We start from the raw sequence: 18,645 nt of genomic DNA on the forward strand, positions 1-18,645 counted from the left end.
GTCTCAGCGGCCCGCGACAACGCCCTGTCACCCTTTCTTTGTGAACTGCGTCACGCTTCTGCCGTGCTCCGGGTGTGACCGGGATCGAACACCGGGTTGGTGCAAGGTGGCCTCACGGCGGCCGTCTGCGGTGACATGTCCGATCAGCACGGGGAGATCTGATGGCAGAGCCGGTCAGGGTGCGCAGGCTGTCCGAACAGGAGGGGCAGACTCTGCAGCGGATCGCGCGGCGGGGCAATACCAGCACGGTGCGGTTCCGCAGGGCGATGATGCTGCTGGCATCGGCGGGCGGCAACAGCGTCCCGGTCATCGCGAGGCTCGTTCAGGCTTACCAGGGCACCGTCCGCGGCGTCATCCACCGCTTCAACCAGATCGGTCTGGCCTGTCTGGACCCCCGGTGGGCGGGCGGCCGTCCCCGCCAACTCAGTCCTGATGACGAGAACTTCGTCGTCCAGACGGCCAAGACCCGGCCACGCAAGCTCGGCCAGCCCTTCACTCGCTGGTCGATCCGCAAGCTCGCCGCCTACCTGCGCAAGGTGCACGGGCGGGGCATCCGCATCGGCCGGGAGGCCCTGCGCTGTCTGCCGGCCCGCCGCGGGATCACCTTCCAGCGCACCAAGAACTGTTTGGGGGCGAGGGCGGCCAGGAGCTCGACGGCCTCGGTGATGTAGCGGTAGACGGTGGAAGTGCCGATGCCGAAACCGGCCGCAAGCTGGGCAAAGGGCTGGCCATTGCGGAGGTGGGCGATGGTGAGCAGAGCAGGGCCTGTCGGCTCGCGCTCAGGCGCCGCCATCGGGTGCCGAGAGCGCGCCGGTGTTCCCTCAGTCGGGCGGCGAGGAAGCGGAGGGCAGAATTGGACACATCAACAAGATCGTGTTACGAGCTCTCAGCGGCGCCTGTTCCTGAAACTCACTAGGTCAGGAACAGGCACTGCCGCGCTCTCGCGGCGGGGCGCAGTGGCCTGTCGGCCGCCGACTTGGCGCGCCTGTGCACCACGGACGTCGCAGCGTTCGAGGAACTCCGGTGGCCGACCGACTGGCCCCTCAAGGCGGATCCCCGCCCTCATGCCTGCTACCACCCTGCTACCATGCGGGGGTGGCTATCGTGAAGAAGCAGACGCAGGTCCGGCTGGAGGAAGACGTGTTGGAGGCCGGCAAGGCCGCCGCCCGCGCTCGCCGGCTGGACTTCAACCGGTACGTGGAACGGCTGATCATCGAGGACACCACCGGCGCCCGTGCCGCGGGTATGACCGCGGCCCAGCGGCTCATCGATGAGCACGGCGGCTTCCTCGATGATCTGGAAGAGCAGCTCGACGCCCCGTACACCAACCCGCAGCCGGGCGCTGCCGCGTGATCCTGCACGTCGACGAATCCTGGATCCTCGAAGTGGCCGAGCGGGCCGGGCACCGCGACCCTGCCCCTGACGACTACGGCGTGCCCATCGCCGCAGTCGCCCGCCATCGCGGCGAACTCCTCGACACCCCCGTCTACGACGGCCCCTACGCCCGCGCTGCCGCGCTGGTCCACACCCTGGGCCGCTGCCGCTGGCTGGAGCGCTCCAACCTCACCGTCGCCTGCGCCGTCGCCGTCATGTACCTCGAAGCCAGCAACATCCCCGTCAACCCCACCCGCGAACAGCTCACCGCGCTCGCCCACGAGCTGAACAACCCGCGCTGTACCGCTGCCCGGATCGCGCCCCTCCTGCGTACCTGGAAACCCTGACCCGGGGCGACCAGGTTCCCGGGAGGGTGATTCCTAGGTGGCGGTGTCGTTCAGGCAGCGGTCGAGCAGTGCGTGCATGCGGGGCACGGGGAGAGACAGGTTGGCCGCGGCGCCCTCTGCGGTGCGCGAGTCAGCGAGGAGGGTATCCAGGGCTTCCGGCGTCAAGCTCGGGTTGGTAGCGGCTGCTCGGCACACCGACTCGTCGGGGTCTTCCACTGGGGCCTCGGCCAGGGTGGGATCGGCTGCGGCCAGGGCCCGTACGTCGGGATCCGGGTGGCCGATGAGCTGGGCCCAGCCGGTGCGGGGGAACACGGGCAGGGTCAGCAGGTGCGGTCGGTGGGCCGGGCGAGTGACGAAGACATCCAGGAGGAGGTGTGCCGGAGCCAGCGGGTGGTGGCAGGCCAGCAGGATCCGTACCTCCTCGTCGCCGTCCTGCGCGAGTGTTGCGGCGAGTTCCGCAGCTAGGCTGGGGAAGCGCGCCGCGACCCGACGGAGCACTGGTTCCTCGGACACCGCGCAAGCGGCACCGCGCTCGGAGGCGTCGGGTTCCTCGCCGTGTGCGGCGGACTGCTCCTGCTCACCTCGTTCATCGCCGCACTGGCCGCGTTCATCCACCAATTGATCATCCTGGCTGGCGTGATCTTCGGCGGGTGGATCGCCGTGCAGGTATTCAGCCCGCGCGGCCACAGCAGCGGCAACACCTTCCACATCCGCAAAGCGACGTTCAAGCGCAACAAGTTCGGGTGAGCTACGCGCTCGGTTCTGGATGCTCGGCCCAGTACTTGGTCAATGCCGACCACCAAGCCGAGTGCTCCCCAACCAGTTGGACCATCGCCGGACAGGTACGCCGGAGGGACAGAGCGAAGTCACGCCACCCCACGTAGAACTGAACTCCGGGATTCAGCTCAGTGATCACGAGACCGTAGTCAGCCACATCGGCGAGCATGCCCGCGATGGCGAGAACACGGGCCCGCTCATCCTCGTCCTCGGGAAGCGAAGCGCCGCCGTAGATGTGGCTGTACAGCCATGGCTCCGCGGCGATGAAACTGTCGATGTGGTGCAGCCGTTCCATCCCGTTGTACATGGCGGACACGCCGGCCATGACGTTGTTGAGCGACGTCTGCCGCGTCAATTCCCGCGTCTGCCAGCTCGCCACGAGCAGTGACGCAACCACGCCAATCGACGCGATCACCCCGAAGATCTCGCCCACCAGGCCCCCCGGAAAAGTACCGGTGCTCTACCCCCCACGGGTGATCCCTTAACGGTGCGCTTCAGGCGCACGACTCCCTGCGAAAGCCCCGGTAATTCCCCGACCACGCCCGACACCCAACTACGCCAAGGGCGGCCCGTGGCTGCCCCGGGTGGTCCGCTGAGACGCCGGTGGTCGGCAGAGAGCTGAGCGGGACTGGCCGCGCCCGGTACGGCAGCAGGACCCGGACCGCGCGTCACGGCCCGGGCCCTGCCCCGTGCGGTGCCGCCATGCGGCGGCGGTGCGTCAGCTCTGTGCGGTGTCGTCGCCCGCCTGCCCGGCGCCCTCAGCTGCGCCTGCCTTCTCGCGCATCTTGCGCACCAGTTCCGCCTTCTGGTCGGCTGCACCCTGGCGGTCGAGGTTGCGGTGCGGACCGTGGTTCTGCCGTTCGGCGCGGGACAGCTTCTTGCGCTGGCCGCCGCCCATGCCCACGGGGTTGTTGATGTTCTTGCTCACGGTCACGGGCTCTCCCGGTAGTGATGTGAAGTGATCTACGGATTCATCGGTGGCGGACGGGCGGCGACGTCGAAAGACGTCCGCAGGAGCCCATCACGCTCTCACTCGTGAATCGGCGTCTGGAAGAACATGACAAGGACGTTACCCGGTTCCGTCGGCTCCGCACACCAACCTGTTCGCCGCCCCGGCGTCGGTAGGGCCTTAGGCGAGTGCCCCGCAGCCGTTTCCTTCGGGGAATCTCAGTGGTAGCAGGATAGCCACGCGCGTGCACAGGCGATCGGGCAGCGCTGTAAGCCACCGAAACGCGCGGAGCGAAGCCTCGGCCTCCATCTCTGGTGGATCGGATACGGAGCTGCCAAGGACCAGCGCGCGAATCAAGATCAGTTGAGTTCGATCAGACCAAGTCGGACTGCTTCTATGACGGTGCCGGCGCGGTTCTCGGTGCCGAGCTTGCGGTAGATGCGGACGAGGTGGGTCTTGATCGTTGCCTCAGCCAGATGCAGGGTGTCGGCGATTGTCCGGTTGGTGTGTCCATGAGCCAGGAGCCGGACTACCTCGATCTCGCGCTCGCTCAGCAGCGGACCCGACTCGGCAGGATGGCCGATGAACTGTGCCGCCGCTTCCGGTGCCAGCGCCATCCCTCCGGCCGCCGCGGCGCGTATGGCCCGGAACAATTCCTCGGGAGGGCCCGCCTTGAGGACGTAGCCGCGCGCGCCGGCCTCTACGGCTCGTAGGACGTCGGCCTGGTGGCCATGGCTCGTGAGTACGACGACCCGGGCAGTGGTGGAGGTGGCCAGGATCCGGCGGGTCGCCTCGACGCCGTCGATGCCGCTGCTCGCAGTGCCGGTGTCCGACAGCCGGAGGTCCATCAGCACCACATCGGGGCGTAGCTGCTTGACCAGATACACCGCGTCGGTGCCGTCGCCGGTCTCGCCGGCGACGGCAAAGCCGGGTTCGCTGTCAAGGAGCGCACGCAGACCGGCTCGTACCACGGTGTGGTCGTCCACGATCAGAATCCGCAGTGCCGGACCAGGATTCTCGTTCATCGGGCGCTCACCGGGATCCGGTAGTTGGCCTGCAGGGCCGCCAGCACGCGGGTGCCCTGGCCTGGCGTGCTGTCGATGGTGAGGGTGCCGCCGAACACGCCCAGCCGGTCACGTGCCGCGGCCAGCCCGAATCCGCGACCAGTGCCTGGCGGTTGTAGGGCCGTCGGGCCGAACCCCACTCCGTCGTCCAGGACCTCGATGGCTGCGCTCCCCGCGTCGCCGTAGGTCAGGGTGACGCGTACGTGCCGGGCGCGTGCGTGTTCGCAGGCGTTAGCCAGGACTCCCTGAGCGACCCGAAGGAGGGCCACGGCCTGATCTGTGCGCAGGGAGCAGGGCTCGCGCTCGGTACGGAAGGTGATCCCGGGCGAGCCGGCTACGGAGCCGGTGCGGGCGCACAAGTCCCGCAGCGCCGCCTCCAAGCCGTCCCGTGCGAGCAGGGGTGGAGTGAGGTCGTCGATGATGCCGCGGGTTTGCGCGAGATGCTCGCCGAGAGCTCCGGTCACCGACCGTACCTGCCGCCGGGCAATGTCTGGTCGGCGGTCCCAGTCCCGTTCGGCGGCCTGCAGCAGCATGCGGCTGCCCGAGAGTTCCTGGGCGAGCGTGTCGTGCAGGTCCCGTGCGATCCGGGCTCGCTCGGCGAGCCGCCCGGCCTCTCGCTGTTGCTGTGCCAACTCGCCCCGTGCGGCAGTGAGTTCGCGGGCCAGTTGCTGCTGGGCGTGGTAGAGGAACACGGTCGCCCACAGGGCGGCAACCGGTGGTGCCAGCACATCGGCGTCGAAGCCACCGCCGGCCCGCAATAGAGCCGCCACCAGTAGTGCCGTGAGGCTGCCGAGCGCCATGGCCGCTGCCGCGCGAGTGGGCATCCGCAGCGCCAGCACGGCTAGCGGCACGGCCAGCCATGCGTACCCGAAGGCAAGCTGCGCCGGGAGGTTCCATGCCACCCAGGACCACAGCAGCATGAGAAGGCCGAGCCAGGCAGGTTGGGCCCAGCGGTCCAGCCGGTTCCACCGGGCCAACCCGGCTGCGTACAGCAGGGCCAGCGCGGCGGTGGGCGGCGCGATGCGCCAGCACAGCTCGTTGTTGAGCTCGAAGAGCCGCACGAGGGTTCCGACGGCTGCGACCATGAACACCAGGTGCGGGAGACACCGCGCGGAGACAGAGGGCCGACGTACGGCGAGGGCGGTGACGGGCACGGCTGCGGCTCCCTGGGGCGGGCCGGGCGGAGGCGACAACAGGGCCAGCAGTGTAAGCCGGGACCTGTTTGAACGCTGTAAACGCCCAGATGGGGCCGTGCCCGCGCTGATGTCAGCGCCCCGGATGCAGACCGAGCCAGCCCGGCGACGGATCGCCCTTGACCTCGCCGAAGTAGAGGGAAAACGTCTGCCGCAGCCGTTCGGCCGCGGCGCGGTCTTCCATGAACCTGGGGAAGCCGTCGGTGTGGGCGTTCGGGAACTCCCACACCGGCTTCAGGCTGGCGTTCGGTGTGACGTCCGTACGCACCGACCAGCCGTTGAAGCTGGCCAGCTGGCGCTCCTCGGAGAGCACCCAGTTCAGGTACAACTTCGCCGCGGTCGGGTTTGCTGCCTTCTTCAGGATCGCGGCCCGCTGCCCCCAGGCCATGAACGGGTGGTCGCCGGTCGGAACGACCCACTTCACGGTGGTCGACGTGGAGACCGTGCTGCCCGAGCCGCCCACTCCGATGGTCTTCTTCTTGCCGTTGACCGCGTCGCCCGGGGTGTTCGTGCCCCGGCCGAACTGGGGCTGCTGCGCGGCGAACCTCGCCACCCAGTCCCAGCCGTACCTCTGCTGGTAAAGGGAGTAGAGGTACAGCACCGCGTCGTCGTCGTTCGGGTACGAGGAGGCGATGGCGCCCTTCCAGCGCTCGTCGAGCAGGTCCAGCGGCGTCCTGGGCGCGTTCGCCCCAGCGGCCTGGATGTCGTACATGAAGCTGAAGGCGATCACCATGAGCGCCGTCCACGCGCCGTCCGGGTCCTTGAAGCCCTTGTGGACCTTGGAGAAGCCGGCAGGCTTGTAACGCAGGAGCTTGCCCTCCTGCTTCCAGCGGGTGAAGTCCTGGAGCGTCTGCAGCTGGACGACGTCGGGAACCAGAGTGTCGGTCGCGAGCTGGTTGTCCACGCGGACGTCGTGGTACTTGCTGTAGTCCACGGCGACCGTCAGCGGGACCTTCGGGAAGCGGGTTGCCCAGGCGGCCCGTACTCCCGCTGCCTGGCCGTCGACGTCTCCGCCCTGGTAGAGGACGAGCTTGCCGCCTTCGGCGATCGCCGCCTCGTAGAGCTCGTCGATGGAGCGGGTCTCCTCGCGAACACCGGTGAGTGAGGCGCTGACGGGGGTGGCCGCCTGCGCATCGGTCGCGACGGCCGCGGCGGCACCGCCGAGGGCGACACCGGCCCCGGTGGCGAGCAGCCGGCGCCTGCTGAAGTTCCTGGGCATCGTGAGGGTCCTCCTGCTGGTTCCGCCGCCACATTCTGTAGGCGGCGGCGCCCCCATCGTGCCGATGAATTGGGTTGTTTCGCGTCGTCCAAAGGCTGCCTACAGATTCAATCGTTCGGTTGAACGGATGTGATCAGCGTCGGTGGTGGCGGTGCTTCGGGGGCGTCTTGGTCCTTAGTACTCCAGTGAGAATTCGTGTCCTGAGCTGGTTCTTCTTTGGTAGTGGCAGTGGCGGGCGGTGGCTTGGTGGGGTCTTGGGTGGGGAAGGAAAGTGTCCAGCAGGCGCCGGATCTCTGCCACGGTGAGGGGGACGAGGCTGGTGGTGTCGTTTCTGCGGCCCCCTTTGCGACCTCCTGGGCCTGCGCTGCCAGGACGGTCAAGAAGGCGTGGGCGAGCATGGCCAGGGTGATGGGTCGGTACCAGCCCACGTAGCGGCGGACTTCGTATTCGTCGAGGCCGCACTCGTTCTTCGCGGCCTGGAAACACTCTTCGATGGCCCAGCGTGAGCCCTCGACACGGGCCAGTTCGGAGACGCCCGCGTCGCATCTGCTGGGAAGGGCGCTTCCCTGAATTGGCGGCTACTACCGAGGCATGGGGCTCCCCGAACTCCACCGACGGTTGCTGAGCGAGGCACTGGCCAGCGGACACCTCTATCAGCTGGTCCTGGCCGGCGGCTACGCGATCCAGGCCCACGACCTGGTCAGCTGCACCAGCCAGGACCTGGACCAGCCACCAATGCCCCTTCGGACATGAACGAGACGCTAGTCGCGACCCTACTCAGCGGGCAGGTCGCCGGGCCGTGGTGCGTTCAAGGTTCTTGAGGCGTGTGTTGGTGAGTCGGGTGCGGTGGAGGCGTTCCGTGAGTGGTGTGCGGTGGTCGGGGAGCATGCGCTGGGCACGGAACAGGGTTTTGAGGAAGAGCCGGACCAAGCGTTCGCGCCGGGGAGTCATCCAGCCGATCCGGTGCAGTTCGCAGATCCGCCTGCCGGTGAGGTAGCGGGACAGATCGCGGCCGAAAGCGTGGAGGGGAGCGGGGAACCAGCGCTCGGCGAAGAAGTTCATCATCGCGGTCGCGACGTGGTGACCGGACGAGGTCTGCTCGTACGGCCGGGCGTCGAATTTCGCCGCGAACTCCGTCATGGCGCTCCAGTCCTCGGGGAAGGCTTCTCCGGCCAGTGGGCCGGATTCGCGGTCCAGGAGGCGGAAGACCGCTTGTGCCCATCGGTGCCAGGCGACCTTCATGGGCTTGGTGGTGCCGGGTAAGCCCAGCGAGGTCTGGAGGCGGTGGGGGAACGTGGCCAGCAGGACCAGCGGATAGACGAAGTCGTCGATGTCGTCGAAGTTCCCGGGGAGGGCCGGGGTCTTCCTCGCGACAGCCTTGTGGATGCGGTTGAGCCGCTCGGCGGCATCGCGGCCCGCCGTGCTGGATATGCCGTTCACCATCCAGGCCACGAGGAAGTCGTTCCCGTCTTGGAACCGCCGGTGCGGCCTGTCTTCCAGCTTCCGGGTGTGAGCCAAAGTGGCGGACACAAGGGCTGGTTGCATCATGTGCATGGTCCCCGGATAGATCATCATCGCCAGGGCGAACTCCGGGATCCGATGGCTGACGTAGAGCGAGATCATCCGCTCCCACTCGGTCTCCGGGTCCATCCGGACCAGTTCACGGTCCACCCATTTGTACCTACGACGCATCGTCGGTTCCTCGCCTCGCGCTCATGGAATGCTCCGCCGTAGCTGCTGTCAGGGGGAGGGGAGCAGTCGGTCGTACGGGGGCGATGACGCTTGGGGGACGAGCCGGGTTGCGCGTTTGGCTGTCACAAGTCTGTCCGTAGGTTCGCGGACCATCGCGTTGCCGACATCCCGTCCGGCTCGGACTGGCTCCCGCGACCCGCGCAGTTCCGGCGCATCGATCCGCGGCGAACAACCTCCCGGCATGGAAGCAAGCAGCTCAACCGATGCTCCTCCATCTCCGCTTCGCCCGTGTCCGCTTCCGCCCCGGCAACCGAGACCGTCTCGCCGCCGGACAGGGGGCCGCCTTCATCGCGGCCACCGGCGGCGACATGGATGTCTTCGGCAGCGCCGACCGGCTCGCCGGATACGCCGGCCTGGCTCCGGTCCCATGCGACTCCGGACGTGTTCGCGGCAATCTCCGCAGACCCACCCGGTTCCACCGTGGCCTGCTCGACGCGATGTATCTCTTCGCGCTGTCGAGCCTGAAGAGCTGTCCGGCGTCGAAGGCGTACTACGCGCGCAAGCGCGCCCAAGGCAAGGGACACAAGCAGGCGCTGCCGGCGCTCGCGCGCCGCCGCGGTGGGGGTCGACGAAGACCAGCCCGCCGCCCGTGTGTGCCCAGCCGATCGCCTGGGCCAGGGCCCGTTCGGTCTTGCCGCCGCCCGCTTTGCCTGTTTTGGCCCGCAGGTCGGATATGGCGTCGACGAGGGGCTGGAGGGGGTGGGGGAGAGCGGTACCTCGCGCAGCGGAGCGGTGAGCTTGCCGCGCAGGATGAACTCGGCCCGTACGACGTGTTCACGGGGCGTGTCGGCGATCGGCCGGGCCCGCTTGATGGTGATGTCCGGACCGAACGGGCTGATGGACAGCAGCCGTTCATCGCCGGCCGGGCCCTCGACGCGGTAACGCAGCGGAGCGGTGCCGTCCGCGCGCAGCCGGACACACTCCTGTCCGCCTTCGCCAGCGTCTGACCACTGGCTTGTTCGACCGGAGCGCACCGCGTCCCTGTGCCCCTTGACGACTTAAACGAGCAATAATCAAGACTTGTGGATGGGCGTGTCATGCGACTTGCTGATCGCCTCCTGATTCTTCGCTGGTGTGGTCGTCGTTGGTCGTTCGACGAAGATCCCTTTTCTCGAACCTCGCGCTGGCCCCGATGAGGTGGGGGCCGGCGTGAGGCGTGTTGGATCCGAGACTCGTCATGCCGGGGCGGTGGAGTGCGGATTGGCCCAGCTACCTTGCCATCAGCGCGGTGACCAGTTCGTCTAGTCCGTTGAACCGCCAGTTGAAGACATCGGAGCTGGTCGGCGGATCCCCGACCGGTCGCTGGACGTAGGCGGTCCGCATGCCCCTCGCCTGAGCTCCGCGGAGGTCCCAGGCATGGGCGGCCACCATGAGCACGCGTTCTGGTGGACATCCGGCGGTGTCGATGGCGAGCTGGTAGACCTCCGGCGCTGGCTTGTAGGCCAGGACGGCTTCGCTAGACAAGGCTTGGTGCCAGCGCAGCCCGGCATGGGCGTTGAGTCGCAGCAGAGCGGTGCGGCTGGCGTTGGAGAGTCCAAGCACGGGGAAGTGCTGCGTGAGCCGCTCGAGACCGGCGACAGAGTCGCCCCAGGGGGGCAGGCGCTGACCCGCTGTGGCCAGCCGGGCGATGGTTGCCGGATCGGCGAGTCCGGCATGGTCGGCGACCCGTTGAGCTGCCTCGCTGTCGATGATCTCGGTGTTGACGTACGCGCGGTGCCCTTGCCTGATGCGTTGCTGCTCGAGCTTGACATGCTGCTGCCACGAGGTGACCAGCTCGTCGACGGACGCATCGTCGGACGCGGGCACCGCGTCGCGGATTTCCGCTCGAAGCCCGCTGGGTTCGTCAACCAGTGTTCCGAGGACGTCGAAGACGACGACCTCGATGTCGCGGATCTCGGTCACGCGTTCTCCTGTTCGTACTGGTGTCACCGGTTCAGCAGGTGACGACCTTGCCACAGCCTCGTCATCGGTCAAGATGGTGACGTCGTTCCCGGTGATCAAGCACGGGCATCCCAAGGACCGCCGGGTGGACCTGAAGCAGGTCCAGGCCGGGCTCGCGGTCACCGGCGATGGCGGAATCCCGGTCCACGCCCGGGTCTTCGGCGGCGGCGCGGCCGAGGTCTCCCAGGTCGTGGGGGCGATGAAGGACCTGCGGAAGCTGGCCGGCGAGCCGGGGTTCCTGCTGGTGGCCGACTCCAAGCTGGTGTCCTACGCGAACGTCGCCGCGCTGCTGGCAGCCGGGACGGCGTTCATCGCCCCGGTCCCGGCAGCCCAGGTCAAGGACGGTTTCTATGCCGCCTTGGACCTGGAGGTGGCAACCGTCGTGGACTGGGTACCCGACCGGGACACGGGCAAGGACCCCGCCCAGCGCGAGGTCTACCGGGTGCTGGAGGACGTCCACACCCTGAACGGTCCCCGCAAGCGCGACCCGGTGCTGACCGTTCGCCGCATCCTGGTCCACTCCACCGGCAACGCGGCAGGCCAGCAAGCCGCCCGCGCCAAACGCCTCACCCGCGCGAGTGAGGACCTGGACAAGGTCAGAAACGGAGCCGACGGGAAGTACTACAACACCGAGAAGAAGATCGCCGAACGGATCGGGGTGATCACCAAGACCCGGGGGGTCGCCTCTTGCCTGCGCACCGAGATCGGCCAGGACGAGGCCGGCAGGACCACCCTGGCCTGGCACTTCGACCAACAGGTCCTGGACGACGAGGCGGCGGCCGACGGCTGGTACGCGCTGCTTACCGCGCTGACCCCCGAGCAGGCCGACCCGGGCCAGGTCCTGGTCCAGTACAAGGGGCAGGGCTCGGTCGAGCGCCGCTACGCGGACTGCAAGGCCCCCTGGCGGTCACCCCGCTGTTCGTGCAGCACAACCACCGCGTCGCCGCCCTGATCCAGGTCATCTGCCTGGCGCTGCTGGTCTTCTGCCTGATCGAGCGCCAGGTCAGACAAGCCCTGGGGCCCGAACAGACGATGGTCGGCCTCTACCCGGACAACCGCCGGGTGCGGCTCACCGGCCGCATGATCTTCTACCACCTCGGCGAACTCACCCTGCGGATCGGCCACATCACCGACCCGCCCACCGTCCAGATCACCCGCGGCGTCCAACTCCACCTCCTCGACCTCCTCGACACCGACATCGGACAAACCCGCTGGCCACAAACCTGAAACGGCGACCCGCGAAGTCCGGGTCTAGGGTGCGACGCCGGTCGCCAACCGGAAGCCGACCGGATACAGCGGTCCAGGGAAGGCGCCGTGCCGCCTACGTGTGCGGGTGAGGTCGCCGAAGCGGGAGAAACTGCCGCCCCGGGCGATTCGGTAGGTGCCCATGGTCTCGACCAGATGGTCCTCGACATGGGCGCCACCGGGGTAGGGATGGTAGTCGTCCGCGACGTACTCCTCCACGTTGCCGCCCATGTCGAGGACTCCGTAGGGTGAGCGTCCGGCCGGGAACACGCCCACGGGGGTGGTGGTGTGCACGCCCGTCTCGCGGGTGTTGGCCGCCCCGGGATCGAATGCGGCACCCCACGGGTACTCTCTGCCGTCCGTCCCCTTGGCCGCGTGCTCCCACTCGCTCTCTGTCGGCAGCCGCCACGGGTGGCCGGAGCGCGCGCTGAGCCACCGCGCATAGGCGTCCGCCGATCCGGGGAGCACTCCGGCCACAGGATGGTTGCCGCGGTCGTACGGGAAGGCCCCCAGATACCAGGTGCTTGGCCGGTCGTCGTGGCCGGTCTCCGAGAGGAAGTCCAGGTACTCCCCGTTGGTGACGGGATAGGTGGCGATCCAAAAGGTATTGAGTCGGACTTCGTGGACCGGTGTCTCCTTGTTGATCCAGGACGCTTCGACTCCGACATGGCGCCAGTTGGCGACGATATCGTTGACGGCAGCCGGGGGGAGGCCGATTTCCGCCGTTCCTCCGGGAACGGCGCACACTGCGGGTGTCGAGGTGATGCGCGGGTCGCCGAGCAGGGCGAGCATGCCACCTGCCACCAGTCGCTGCGCCAGCGGAGCGCACGGGTCTTCGACCATGGCGGCGAGTCCGTCGGTTTCGGAGCCGGCGAGTAGGCGGGCTTCATCCGGGCTGGGACAGACTGTACGGCGGGACGCCAAGGGCGCATGATGCCGGAAGTGCGGAGACTTCGACACGTCCTCCAGTCTCATGCCGGCCTCCAGTCGGCGCCCGTGAGGTTGTGTCCGCCCAACTTTGCCTTCGCTTCGAGGTATCTGGCGTTCTCAGCGGTCAGGTGCACCTCGGTGGCGACGATGGACGAGAGGGTGATGCCGTGTTCCTGCAACTGGCGTGCCTTCTCCGGGTTGTTGGTGAGCAGTCTGATGCGGTTGAGCCCGAGGACGTGGAGCATCGCGGCGGCCACCGCGTAGTTGCGCTCGTCCTCGCCCCGGCCGATGAGGCGGTTCGCTTCGAAGGTGTCCTTGCCCCGGTCCTGGAGCACGTAGGTGTCCAGCTTGTTGTAGAGGCCGATGCCGCGACCCTCCTGACGGAGGTAGAGCAGCACGCCACCCTCCACGGCCAGGCGTGTGAGGGCCTCGTCGAGTTGTGGCCCGCAGTCACAGCGGGCGGACCCGAAGATGTCTCCCGTCATGCATTCGCTGTGGACGCGCACCAGCGGAGTCTCGGCATGCGGGATTTCCTGGGGCGGGACCAGTACGGCGATGTGCTCACCGGGGTCGGGAAGTCCCTCGAACGTTACGAGTTCCGCCTGCGCGTTGTTCGCCCTCGTCAGTGTGACGCTCACCCGGGCCCGTACGGTGGCTGCTGTGAGAGCGGTGGCAAGCGGTGTTTTCGTCATGCTGTGACGGCCCTCCCGGCCGCGCGAGCGGCGGCGGCCAACTCGTCCACGTGCATGGTGCGTTGTACGCTCACCCTGCCGTTTGCGTCCTGTCCGACGACAAGGACGCGACCGTCCCAGCCGGCCACGGCGACACGGGAGTTGTCCAGGGCGATCATGCAGGACAGTCCCTGGGTGAACTCGGCCAGTAACTGACCGGAGGCAAGTGTGCGGGCGTTGTCGCGCCAGTCGATGTGCCATGCGTACAGCCCGAAGTCGTAGGAGCCGGCGAGGACGAACGGCGCCTCGGGAGCGCCCACGAGAGCCACACATTTGACCGACTCGTCCGGTCCGAGGAGTGTCTGTATGTCCAGCAGCCTCTGTTCACCACTCTCGGTGGTCTCGAACCGGCCCACTTTTACGGTGTGGTCGCGTGACGCGCTTGCGGCGACGTGCGCGCCCAGCGCGGCGACGGCGTTGACGAGGTTGCCGTGCTCCCAGAGAGTGGTGCGCTCCTGGAAGGAGCCGCCGGCCACGGTGCGGTCAGTGGCGGCCGAGAGGAACCCGCTGCCTGACGTCGCCAGGGACTTCACGGAACCCTCGTGCGCCGCACTGCGGTCGGTGATGTTCAGGGTCTGCGGGTCCAGCCCCACGAGTTCGCCGTTGTAGGTGCCGGCGACGATTCGCTCGCCGTCGTGGCACAGAGAGGGGATGGGCGCGTTGATTTTCTGGCTGGACGTGGTGGTGCCGTCCTCGTACCGGACCACGTGACCCGAATAGGTGCCCGCGTACAGCGTCACTCCGCGGGTGATCAGGGAAAGGATCGGCGCCTCCGTCACGTGCAGTTGACGGGCGGTGTCGTGTGCTGTCGCGAGATCGACGGCCAGCACACTGCCGGAATCGCAGCCCAACAGGAGTTCGTCACCCATGAGAGCCATGGCGTTGGTGCCGTGGTTGGGGGTGTCCGGCCCGGATATCCGGGCCGCGGACGCAAGGTCGAGCAGGTGGGGTGCGTTCCAGAAACTCCCCGCTGCCAGGGTCCCCTGGACGACCGACACGGACCGAGGCCAGACTCGGGCGTCGTAGATCTTGTGAAGGGCGGTGCCGCGCGCGCTGTAGACATGTAGGAACCCGTCGTAGGCGCCGACCGCGAAGGTTTCGTCGTCATCGGCCCAGCTGACGGCCCTGGCAGCGGATTCGGACACCTGGACAGTGAGGACAGGTTGGAGGGTACCGGTCAGGAGGCTGACCGAGCCGTCGTCACAGGCGATCGCCAGTGTCTTGCCGTCATGGGACCAGGCGCACCCTTCTACAGAGGAGGCGTAGTGCCTGGTCGCAGGCGGGATCTCGGAGTCGGGATCGCTTACGGCCACCATTCCGTCTTCGCCCACGGTCGCCACCAGGCCGCCGGGGCTGACGGAGACCATCATGCAGTGGGCGGCGTGGGAGCCGACCTCGCCGAGGAACGTTCCGGCCAGTGCGTTCCACAGGGTGGCCCGGCCGTCCTCCGACACGCAGATGAGACGTTCCCCGTCGGGCATCCACGCGACGGAGTTGATGTCGTCGGTGTGACGGGCCAGGACGTTGACGAGTTTCGCCGGCCCTTCTTCGGATATCCGCCAGATCCCTGCCGTCTTGTCCGCGGAAGCCGTGGCCAGGAGGCTGGAGTCGACCGGGTTCCAGGCCGATGCGTTCACCAGCCTGCGGTGGCGCAGTTGGGCCTTGATGCGGGGCCGTGCGGGGACGGTGGTGTCCCAGACCAGGACGCTGCCGTCGTACGAACAACTCGCCAAATGTCGGCCGTCAGAGCTGAACGCCACATGAGTGACTGGTGCGGAGTGGCCGGTCGGATTGGCCGGCAGACTGATCGTGCGCATGCTGTGGTCCTTGCTGTTGGCGGCTGCGCGAAGGCCGACCGGCACTGCGGGCCGTGCGCTGGTCGGTTACTCGACGGGAACGTCCTTGCTGGTGAGCGGAGGACTGTCGGCAGAGTCCGAGTCGTCCCACTGCGGCCAGAAGCGGGCCAGACACAGTAGGGACAGCCCCGCCGTCATACCGAGTGCCACCAGGACGGCGGTGCTGCCCAACGCGCCCTGTACGACCGGGATCAGAAGCGGGGCGATGAGCAGTGGGATACCGATGAAGAGGTTGAAGAGTCCCTCGGCTCTGCCGAGCACCTCGGACGGGAGGTACTTGACGATGATCATCGCTGACACGGCGGTCATCGCCGATCGCATGGTGAAGAACGCCACCATGCAGGGCACGAAGGTCCAGGGTGAGTCGACGGTCATGGCGAACAGCGCGGCGGTCATGACCGCGACCGACACGGCCAGCACGTATCGGGGACGGGCGCGTGCCCGGGCCGCGATGTAGGCGCTGCCCGCGAGCGCGCCCACGTTCGCCGTCCCCTGCGCGACACTCACTCCGCTGGCCGACACGTCCCAGTGATCGCGCAGGTACCAGACCATGAAGGACAGGACTCCGATGCCGCTGGCGAACTGCAGCGGAAGCGCGGTCAGTTGTACGTACATGACTCTTTTCTCGGCCTTGACGATGTGCCAGCCGTCGATGATGTCCCGCCCGAGAGTGATCGGCCGTCTCGGCACCGGCCGATCCTTGGCCGGCGGGTGAACCCCGGCCAACCACACGGCGATCGGGGCGAGGAAGGAGGCCACGTTGAACCAGAGCAGTCCCAGGTATCCGACCAGGCCGACGCCGACCGCGACGACGATCGGACCCACGACGTTCGAGGTGACGAAGAGGGTGCTCAGGGCGGCACGCGAGCGCGCGGCATTGTGCGGGAACATGCCCCGCACCCCCGCGATCCAGCCGCTGCGGTACATCTCGCCGCCCACCTGCACCACTGTTGCCAGACCGAACAACACCGGCATGGATACGTGATCGTTCAGTACGCAGAGGTTGAGGGCCACTGCGCCGGTGAGCTGCACCAGGAGCCCTGGCACGACGAACACCCGAGGTCCCCAGTGGTCCACGACTGCGCCGAGCAACGGGCTGAGAAGCACAACGGCCGGGGCGAGGGCCGCCAGCAGGGACATCGTGCGCAGCGAGCCCGTGAGGTCGTAGATGTACAGCGGCAGCCCGACCTTGTAGGCCGACTCACCCAGGTTGTTGGCGAAGTTGCCGCAGGCGAAGACGAGGAACCTGCGCTCCCGCCAAGGAGCCGCCTCGATGTCCGCCTGCTGAGTCTGCGTCATACTCGATCACGCCTGCTCCGGGACAGGCATGTCGCCCAGGCGGTAATGAGCGGCCCGGCGCGGCAGCCAGCAGTCCTCCAGCTTGCCGAAAGTGCCTTCCTGCGCGGGTTTGTCCAACCGATACAGCGACAGGACCCCGGTCCGGCAGCCGACCAAGAGATGTGCCACACCGGCCGTGTCCCGTATCGTGGCCAGTGCCTTGGGGTAGCCGGGCAGTTCTTCGAGGAAGCCCAGGAACTCGTCGCCCTCGTAGGAATAGGCGCCGATCTGCATCCCGTAGGAACTGACACACACGAGTCCGTCGTGGATGGTCGCGTTCTCGGCGGTGTTCGACAGCAGGTCACCCCATTGCCGTCGCACTCCGTGCCCGATCTCGATCTCCTTGAGGCCGCCGTCGCCGACGACGTACAGGTAGTTTCCCTGCGCCCAGAGGCGTTTGGGGTAGTCACCCTGATCGAGCCGCCACGTCGGCTCCGTGGACCCGTCGTCGAAGAGGGCGATGACCCCGTTCCTGGTGCCCAGGACACGTTCACCGGTCGGCAGATAGGCGCTGGTCCATACGGGCAGGCCATCAACCGACAGGACGGCGAGCTGTTCACCGCTTCGGGCGTCGAGTTCGACCGCGCCCGAGTTGCTCGCTACAAGTGCCCGGTTGCCGTCGGGCGAGACGGCCACGGTGTGCAGGAGCGAGGGCAACTCGATGTCCCACTGCGGCGGGCTGCCGCGGACCGCCCTGAAGACGTGCCTGTCCCGGGTGATGGCCAGCCATCCACCGTCGACCGGGGCGACGCGACGGGTGAATCCGTACCCCGTCTCATGGTCCTCCAGAATGCGAAGCGTCGGCCCGCTGGCGGCCTGGTGGACCTCGGCGACGGCCACACCGGAGTCGGTGGCGCAGTAGAGAACGGACAGATCCTCCACGGACGGCTGAATGTCCCAGACCGCCTGCCGCCGGAATCCGAGGCCTCGCACGAAAGTGCCGTCCTCAGTGAGCTTGACGATTTCTCCGTCCTGGCACAGTACGAATACGTCGCCTGTCGGACCAACGGTGATGTCGCTGAGCTGGTGCGAGAACCCGCCGACGACGCGCTCGATCCGCAGACTCTTCTCCGAGTTGTCGAAGATGTGCAGTTCACTGTCGAACCCACCCGAGTAAGCGCGCATATAGTCCGGTGAGAAGATGACGAACTCGACATCGTCCCGAGCGAAGAGTGCTTCGTCTTCCTTCTCTCCGTCCGTCGAAACGACGACGATCCCGTTGGCGACATCGGCCGTCTCTCCCTCACCAAAATCCTGTGTGCACCAAAAACGGTGGTGACGGGCGTCGTAACGGACACGGTGGATGCTTCCGTCATCGAGCTTCACGTGTTTGGGGAATTCCATGGTGGCGAAGTTGCCAAATCGGAGATTACCCTCTTTGTCTGATATCGCATGCTGTGTCGGGTGGTCCGTCGACGCCCATTCCATCGGGCTTTCACCGCAGATGTTCGGCCGGATCTCCAGAACCTCGAACGTTTCCAGGTCGATGACCAGCATCTGGTGGTGGTAGCCGCTCGTCACGTAGACCCGGCCGTCCCACACTCCGATTCCGCGTGACGTGACAGGAGAGGGCTCTTCGCGCTCGATCAGCGTCGACGGATCGCAGACGTTGGCCGGGTCCAAGCGGTTGACCAGGTCTAATGTGTCAAGGGACCACCGCAGCACCGCACCCATACGGTCTTTGCCGATGACCCACGGCCCAGCCACGGTCAGTCCGTACAGCGGGCGGCCCTGCGGTGGCCGGGGCGAGGACCGAATGACATTCAGGTCGTCATCCAGAAGATGCACCCGCCCGAAGGCATCGGAGCAGATAAGCCCCGTACCCTCGACGTAGACAATTCTGACGATGCGGTCCGTTAATTCCACGCCGGCCTCCCTTTGGCCAGTGATTTCGGACAGTCGGGAGGGAGGCCGGCCGATTGATCCCGG

18 protein-coding genes and 6 pseudogenes are annotated in these 18,645 nt (G+C 67.4%); 8 read left to right on the top strand and 16 right to left on the bottom strand.

Going from position 1 to position 18,645, the window contains the following annotated elements:
* Positions 1-161 precede the first annotated feature (161 nt).
* Positions 162-620 (top strand): annotated as a pseudogene (locus tag M2283_RS44405) (helix-turn-helix domain-containing protein); the annotation flags it as partial.
* Between the two features lie 8 nt (positions 621-628).
* Here M2283_RS44405 and M2283_RS44410 read toward each other — a convergent pair.
* Positions 629-861: pseudogene (locus M2283_RS44410) on the bottom strand (helix-turn-helix domain-containing protein); the annotation flags it as partial.
* 234 nt (positions 862-1,095) lie between these two features.
* On the opposite strand from M2283_RS44410, the gene M2283_RS44415 reads away from it, so the two are divergent.
* Entirely contained in the window at positions 1,096-1,353 is a 258-nt protein-coding gene (locus M2283_RS44415; protein WP_280882283.1) for a hypothetical protein, read from the top strand.
* On the top strand, positions 1,350-1,721 hold the full coding sequence (locus M2283_RS44420) for a fic family toxin-antitoxin system, toxin component (RefSeq protein WP_280882284.1): 372 nt from the start codon (positions 1,350-1,352) through the stop codon (positions 1,719-1,721). The genes M2283_RS44415 and M2283_RS44420 overlap by 4 nt, the downstream gene beginning before the upstream one ends.
* Positions 1,722-1,754: 33 nt before the next feature.
* On the opposite strand, the gene M2283_RS44425 is transcribed toward M2283_RS44420, so the two are convergent.
* On the bottom strand, positions 1,755-2,234 hold the full coding sequence (locus M2283_RS44425) for a hypothetical protein (RefSeq protein ID WP_280882285.1): 480 nt from the start codon (positions 2,232-2,234) through the stop codon (positions 1,755-1,757).
* A gap of 3 nt (positions 2,235-2,237) precedes the next feature.
* On the opposite strand from M2283_RS44425, the pseudogene M2283_RS44430 reads away from it, so the two are divergent.
* Positions 2,238-2,468 (top strand): annotated as a pseudogene (locus M2283_RS44430) (hypothetical protein); the annotation flags it as partial.
* Position 2,469: 1 nt separating this feature from the next.
* Here the strand turns inward: M2283_RS44430 and M2283_RS44435 are convergent.
* The 6 genes and pseudogenes from M2283_RS44435 to M2283_RS44460 all read right to left on the bottom strand — a co-directional run.
* Positions 2,470-2,931 (bottom strand): hypothetical protein, encoded by a 462-nt coding sequence (locus M2283_RS44435; RefSeq protein ID WP_280882286.1) that lies wholly within the window; start codon positions 2,929-2,931, stop codon positions 2,470-2,472.
* A 285-nt stretch (positions 2,932-3,216) separates the two neighbouring features.
* Positions 3,217-3,432, bottom strand: a complete 216-nt coding sequence (locus M2283_RS44440) for a DUF6243 family protein (protein WP_280882287.1) — start codon at positions 3,430-3,432, stop codon at positions 3,217-3,219.
* Between the two features lie 374 nt (positions 3,433-3,806).
* Positions 3,807-4,472, bottom strand: a complete 666-nt coding sequence (locus M2283_RS44445; protein WP_280882288.1) for a response regulator transcription factor — start codon at positions 4,470-4,472, stop codon at positions 3,807-3,809.
* Complete coding sequence (locus M2283_RS44450) at positions 4,469-5,665, bottom strand: sensor histidine kinase (protein WP_280882289.1); 1,197 nt, start codon at positions 5,663-5,665, stop codon at positions 4,469-4,471. The genes M2283_RS44445 and M2283_RS44450 overlap by 4 nt, the downstream gene beginning before the upstream one ends.
* Positions 5,666-5,777: 112 nt before the next feature.
* Positions 5,778-6,923: an ABC transporter substrate-binding protein gene (locus M2283_RS44455; protein ID WP_280882290.1), complete on the bottom strand. Its 1,146-nt coding sequence runs from the start codon at positions 6,921-6,923 to the stop codon at positions 5,778-5,780.
* Positions 6,924-7,030: 107 nt separating this feature from the next.
* Positions 7,031-7,456, bottom strand: a pseudogene (locus M2283_RS44460) (hypothetical protein); the annotation flags it as partial.
* 58 nt (positions 7,457-7,514) lie between these two features.
* On the opposite strand from M2283_RS44460, the gene M2283_RS44465 reads away from it, so the two are divergent.
* On the top strand, positions 7,515-7,676 hold the full coding sequence (locus tag M2283_RS44465; protein ID WP_280882291.1) for a hypothetical protein: 162 nt from the start codon (positions 7,515-7,517) through the stop codon (positions 7,674-7,676).
* Between the two features lie 24 nt (positions 7,677-7,700).
* On the opposite strand, the gene M2283_RS44470 is transcribed toward M2283_RS44465, so the two are convergent.
* A complete protein-coding gene (locus M2283_RS44470; protein ID WP_280882292.1) occupies positions 7,701-8,615 on the bottom strand; it encodes a DUF2236 domain-containing protein in 915 nt (304 codons plus the stop codon).
* Between the two features lie 335 nt (positions 8,616-8,950).
* Here M2283_RS44470 and M2283_RS44475 point away from each other — a divergent pair.
* A pseudogene (locus M2283_RS44475) lies at positions 8,951-9,232 on the top strand (transposase); the annotation flags it as partial.
* A gap of 91 nt (positions 9,233-9,323) precedes the next feature.
* On the opposite strand, the pseudogene M2283_RS44480 reads toward M2283_RS44475, so the two are convergent.
* Both M2283_RS44480 and M2283_RS44485 read right to left on the bottom strand, forming a co-directional pair.
* Positions 9,324-9,649: pseudogene (locus M2283_RS44480) on the bottom strand (hypothetical protein); the annotation flags it as partial.
* 235 nt (positions 9,650-9,884) lie between these two features.
* The gene (locus tag M2283_RS44485) at positions 9,885-10,577 is read right to left on the bottom strand and encodes a haloacid dehalogenase type II (protein WP_280882293.1); all 693 of its coding nucleotides are present in this window, start codon (positions 10,575-10,577) and stop codon (positions 9,885-9,887) included.
* Between the two features lie 73 nt (positions 10,578-10,650).
* Between M2283_RS44485 and M2283_RS44490 the strand changes: the two genes are divergently transcribed.
* Both M2283_RS44490 and M2283_RS44495 read left to right on the top strand, forming a co-directional pair.
* A complete protein-coding gene (locus M2283_RS44490) occupies positions 10,651-11,568 on the top strand; it encodes an IS1634 family transposase (protein WP_280882294.1) in 918 nt (305 codons plus the stop codon).
* Entirely contained in the window at positions 11,538-11,843 is a 306-nt protein-coding gene (locus M2283_RS44495) for a hypothetical protein (protein ID WP_280882295.1), read from the top strand. Before M2283_RS44490 ends, M2283_RS44495 begins: the two co-directional genes overlap by 31 nt.
* 24 nt (positions 11,844-11,867) lie before the next feature.
* On the opposite strand, the gene M2283_RS44500 is transcribed toward M2283_RS44495, so the two are convergent.
* The 5 genes from M2283_RS44500 to M2283_RS44520 all read right to left on the bottom strand — a co-directional run bounded on the left by M2283_RS44500 (position 11,868) and on the right by M2283_RS44520 (position 18,582).
* On the bottom strand, positions 11,868-12,704 hold the full coding sequence (locus M2283_RS44500; RefSeq protein WP_280882296.1) for a formylglycine-generating enzyme family protein: 837 nt from the start codon (positions 12,702-12,704) through the stop codon (positions 11,868-11,870).
* Positions 12,705-12,832: 128 nt separating this feature from the next.
* Positions 12,833-13,483: a GTP cyclohydrolase II RibA gene (ribA, locus tag M2283_RS44505; protein WP_280882297.1), complete on the bottom strand. Its 651-nt coding sequence runs from the start codon at positions 13,481-13,483 to the stop codon at positions 12,833-12,835.
* Positions 13,480-15,339, bottom strand: a complete 1,860-nt coding sequence (locus tag M2283_RS44510; protein ID WP_280882298.1) for a WD40 repeat domain-containing protein — start codon at positions 15,337-15,339, stop codon at positions 13,480-13,482. Before M2283_RS44510 ends, ribA begins: the two co-directional genes overlap by 4 nt.
* Before the next feature lie 66 nt (positions 15,340-15,405).
* A complete protein-coding gene (locus M2283_RS44515; RefSeq protein ID WP_280882299.1) occupies positions 15,406-16,677 on the bottom strand; it encodes an MFS transporter in 1,272 nt (423 codons plus the stop codon).
* Positions 16,678-16,683: 6 nt separating this feature from the next.
* Entirely contained in the window at positions 16,684-18,582 is a 1,899-nt protein-coding gene (locus M2283_RS44520) for a WD40 repeat domain-containing protein (RefSeq protein ID WP_280882300.1), read from the bottom strand.
* Between the last annotated feature and the right edge of the window lie 63 nt (positions 18,583-18,645).

It is taken from the genome of Streptomyces pseudovenezuelae, from assembly GCF_029892565.1.
Taxonomy (GTDB): domain Bacteria; phylum Actinomycetota; class Actinomycetes; order Streptomycetales; family Streptomycetaceae; genus Streptomyces; species Streptomyces pseudovenezuelae_A.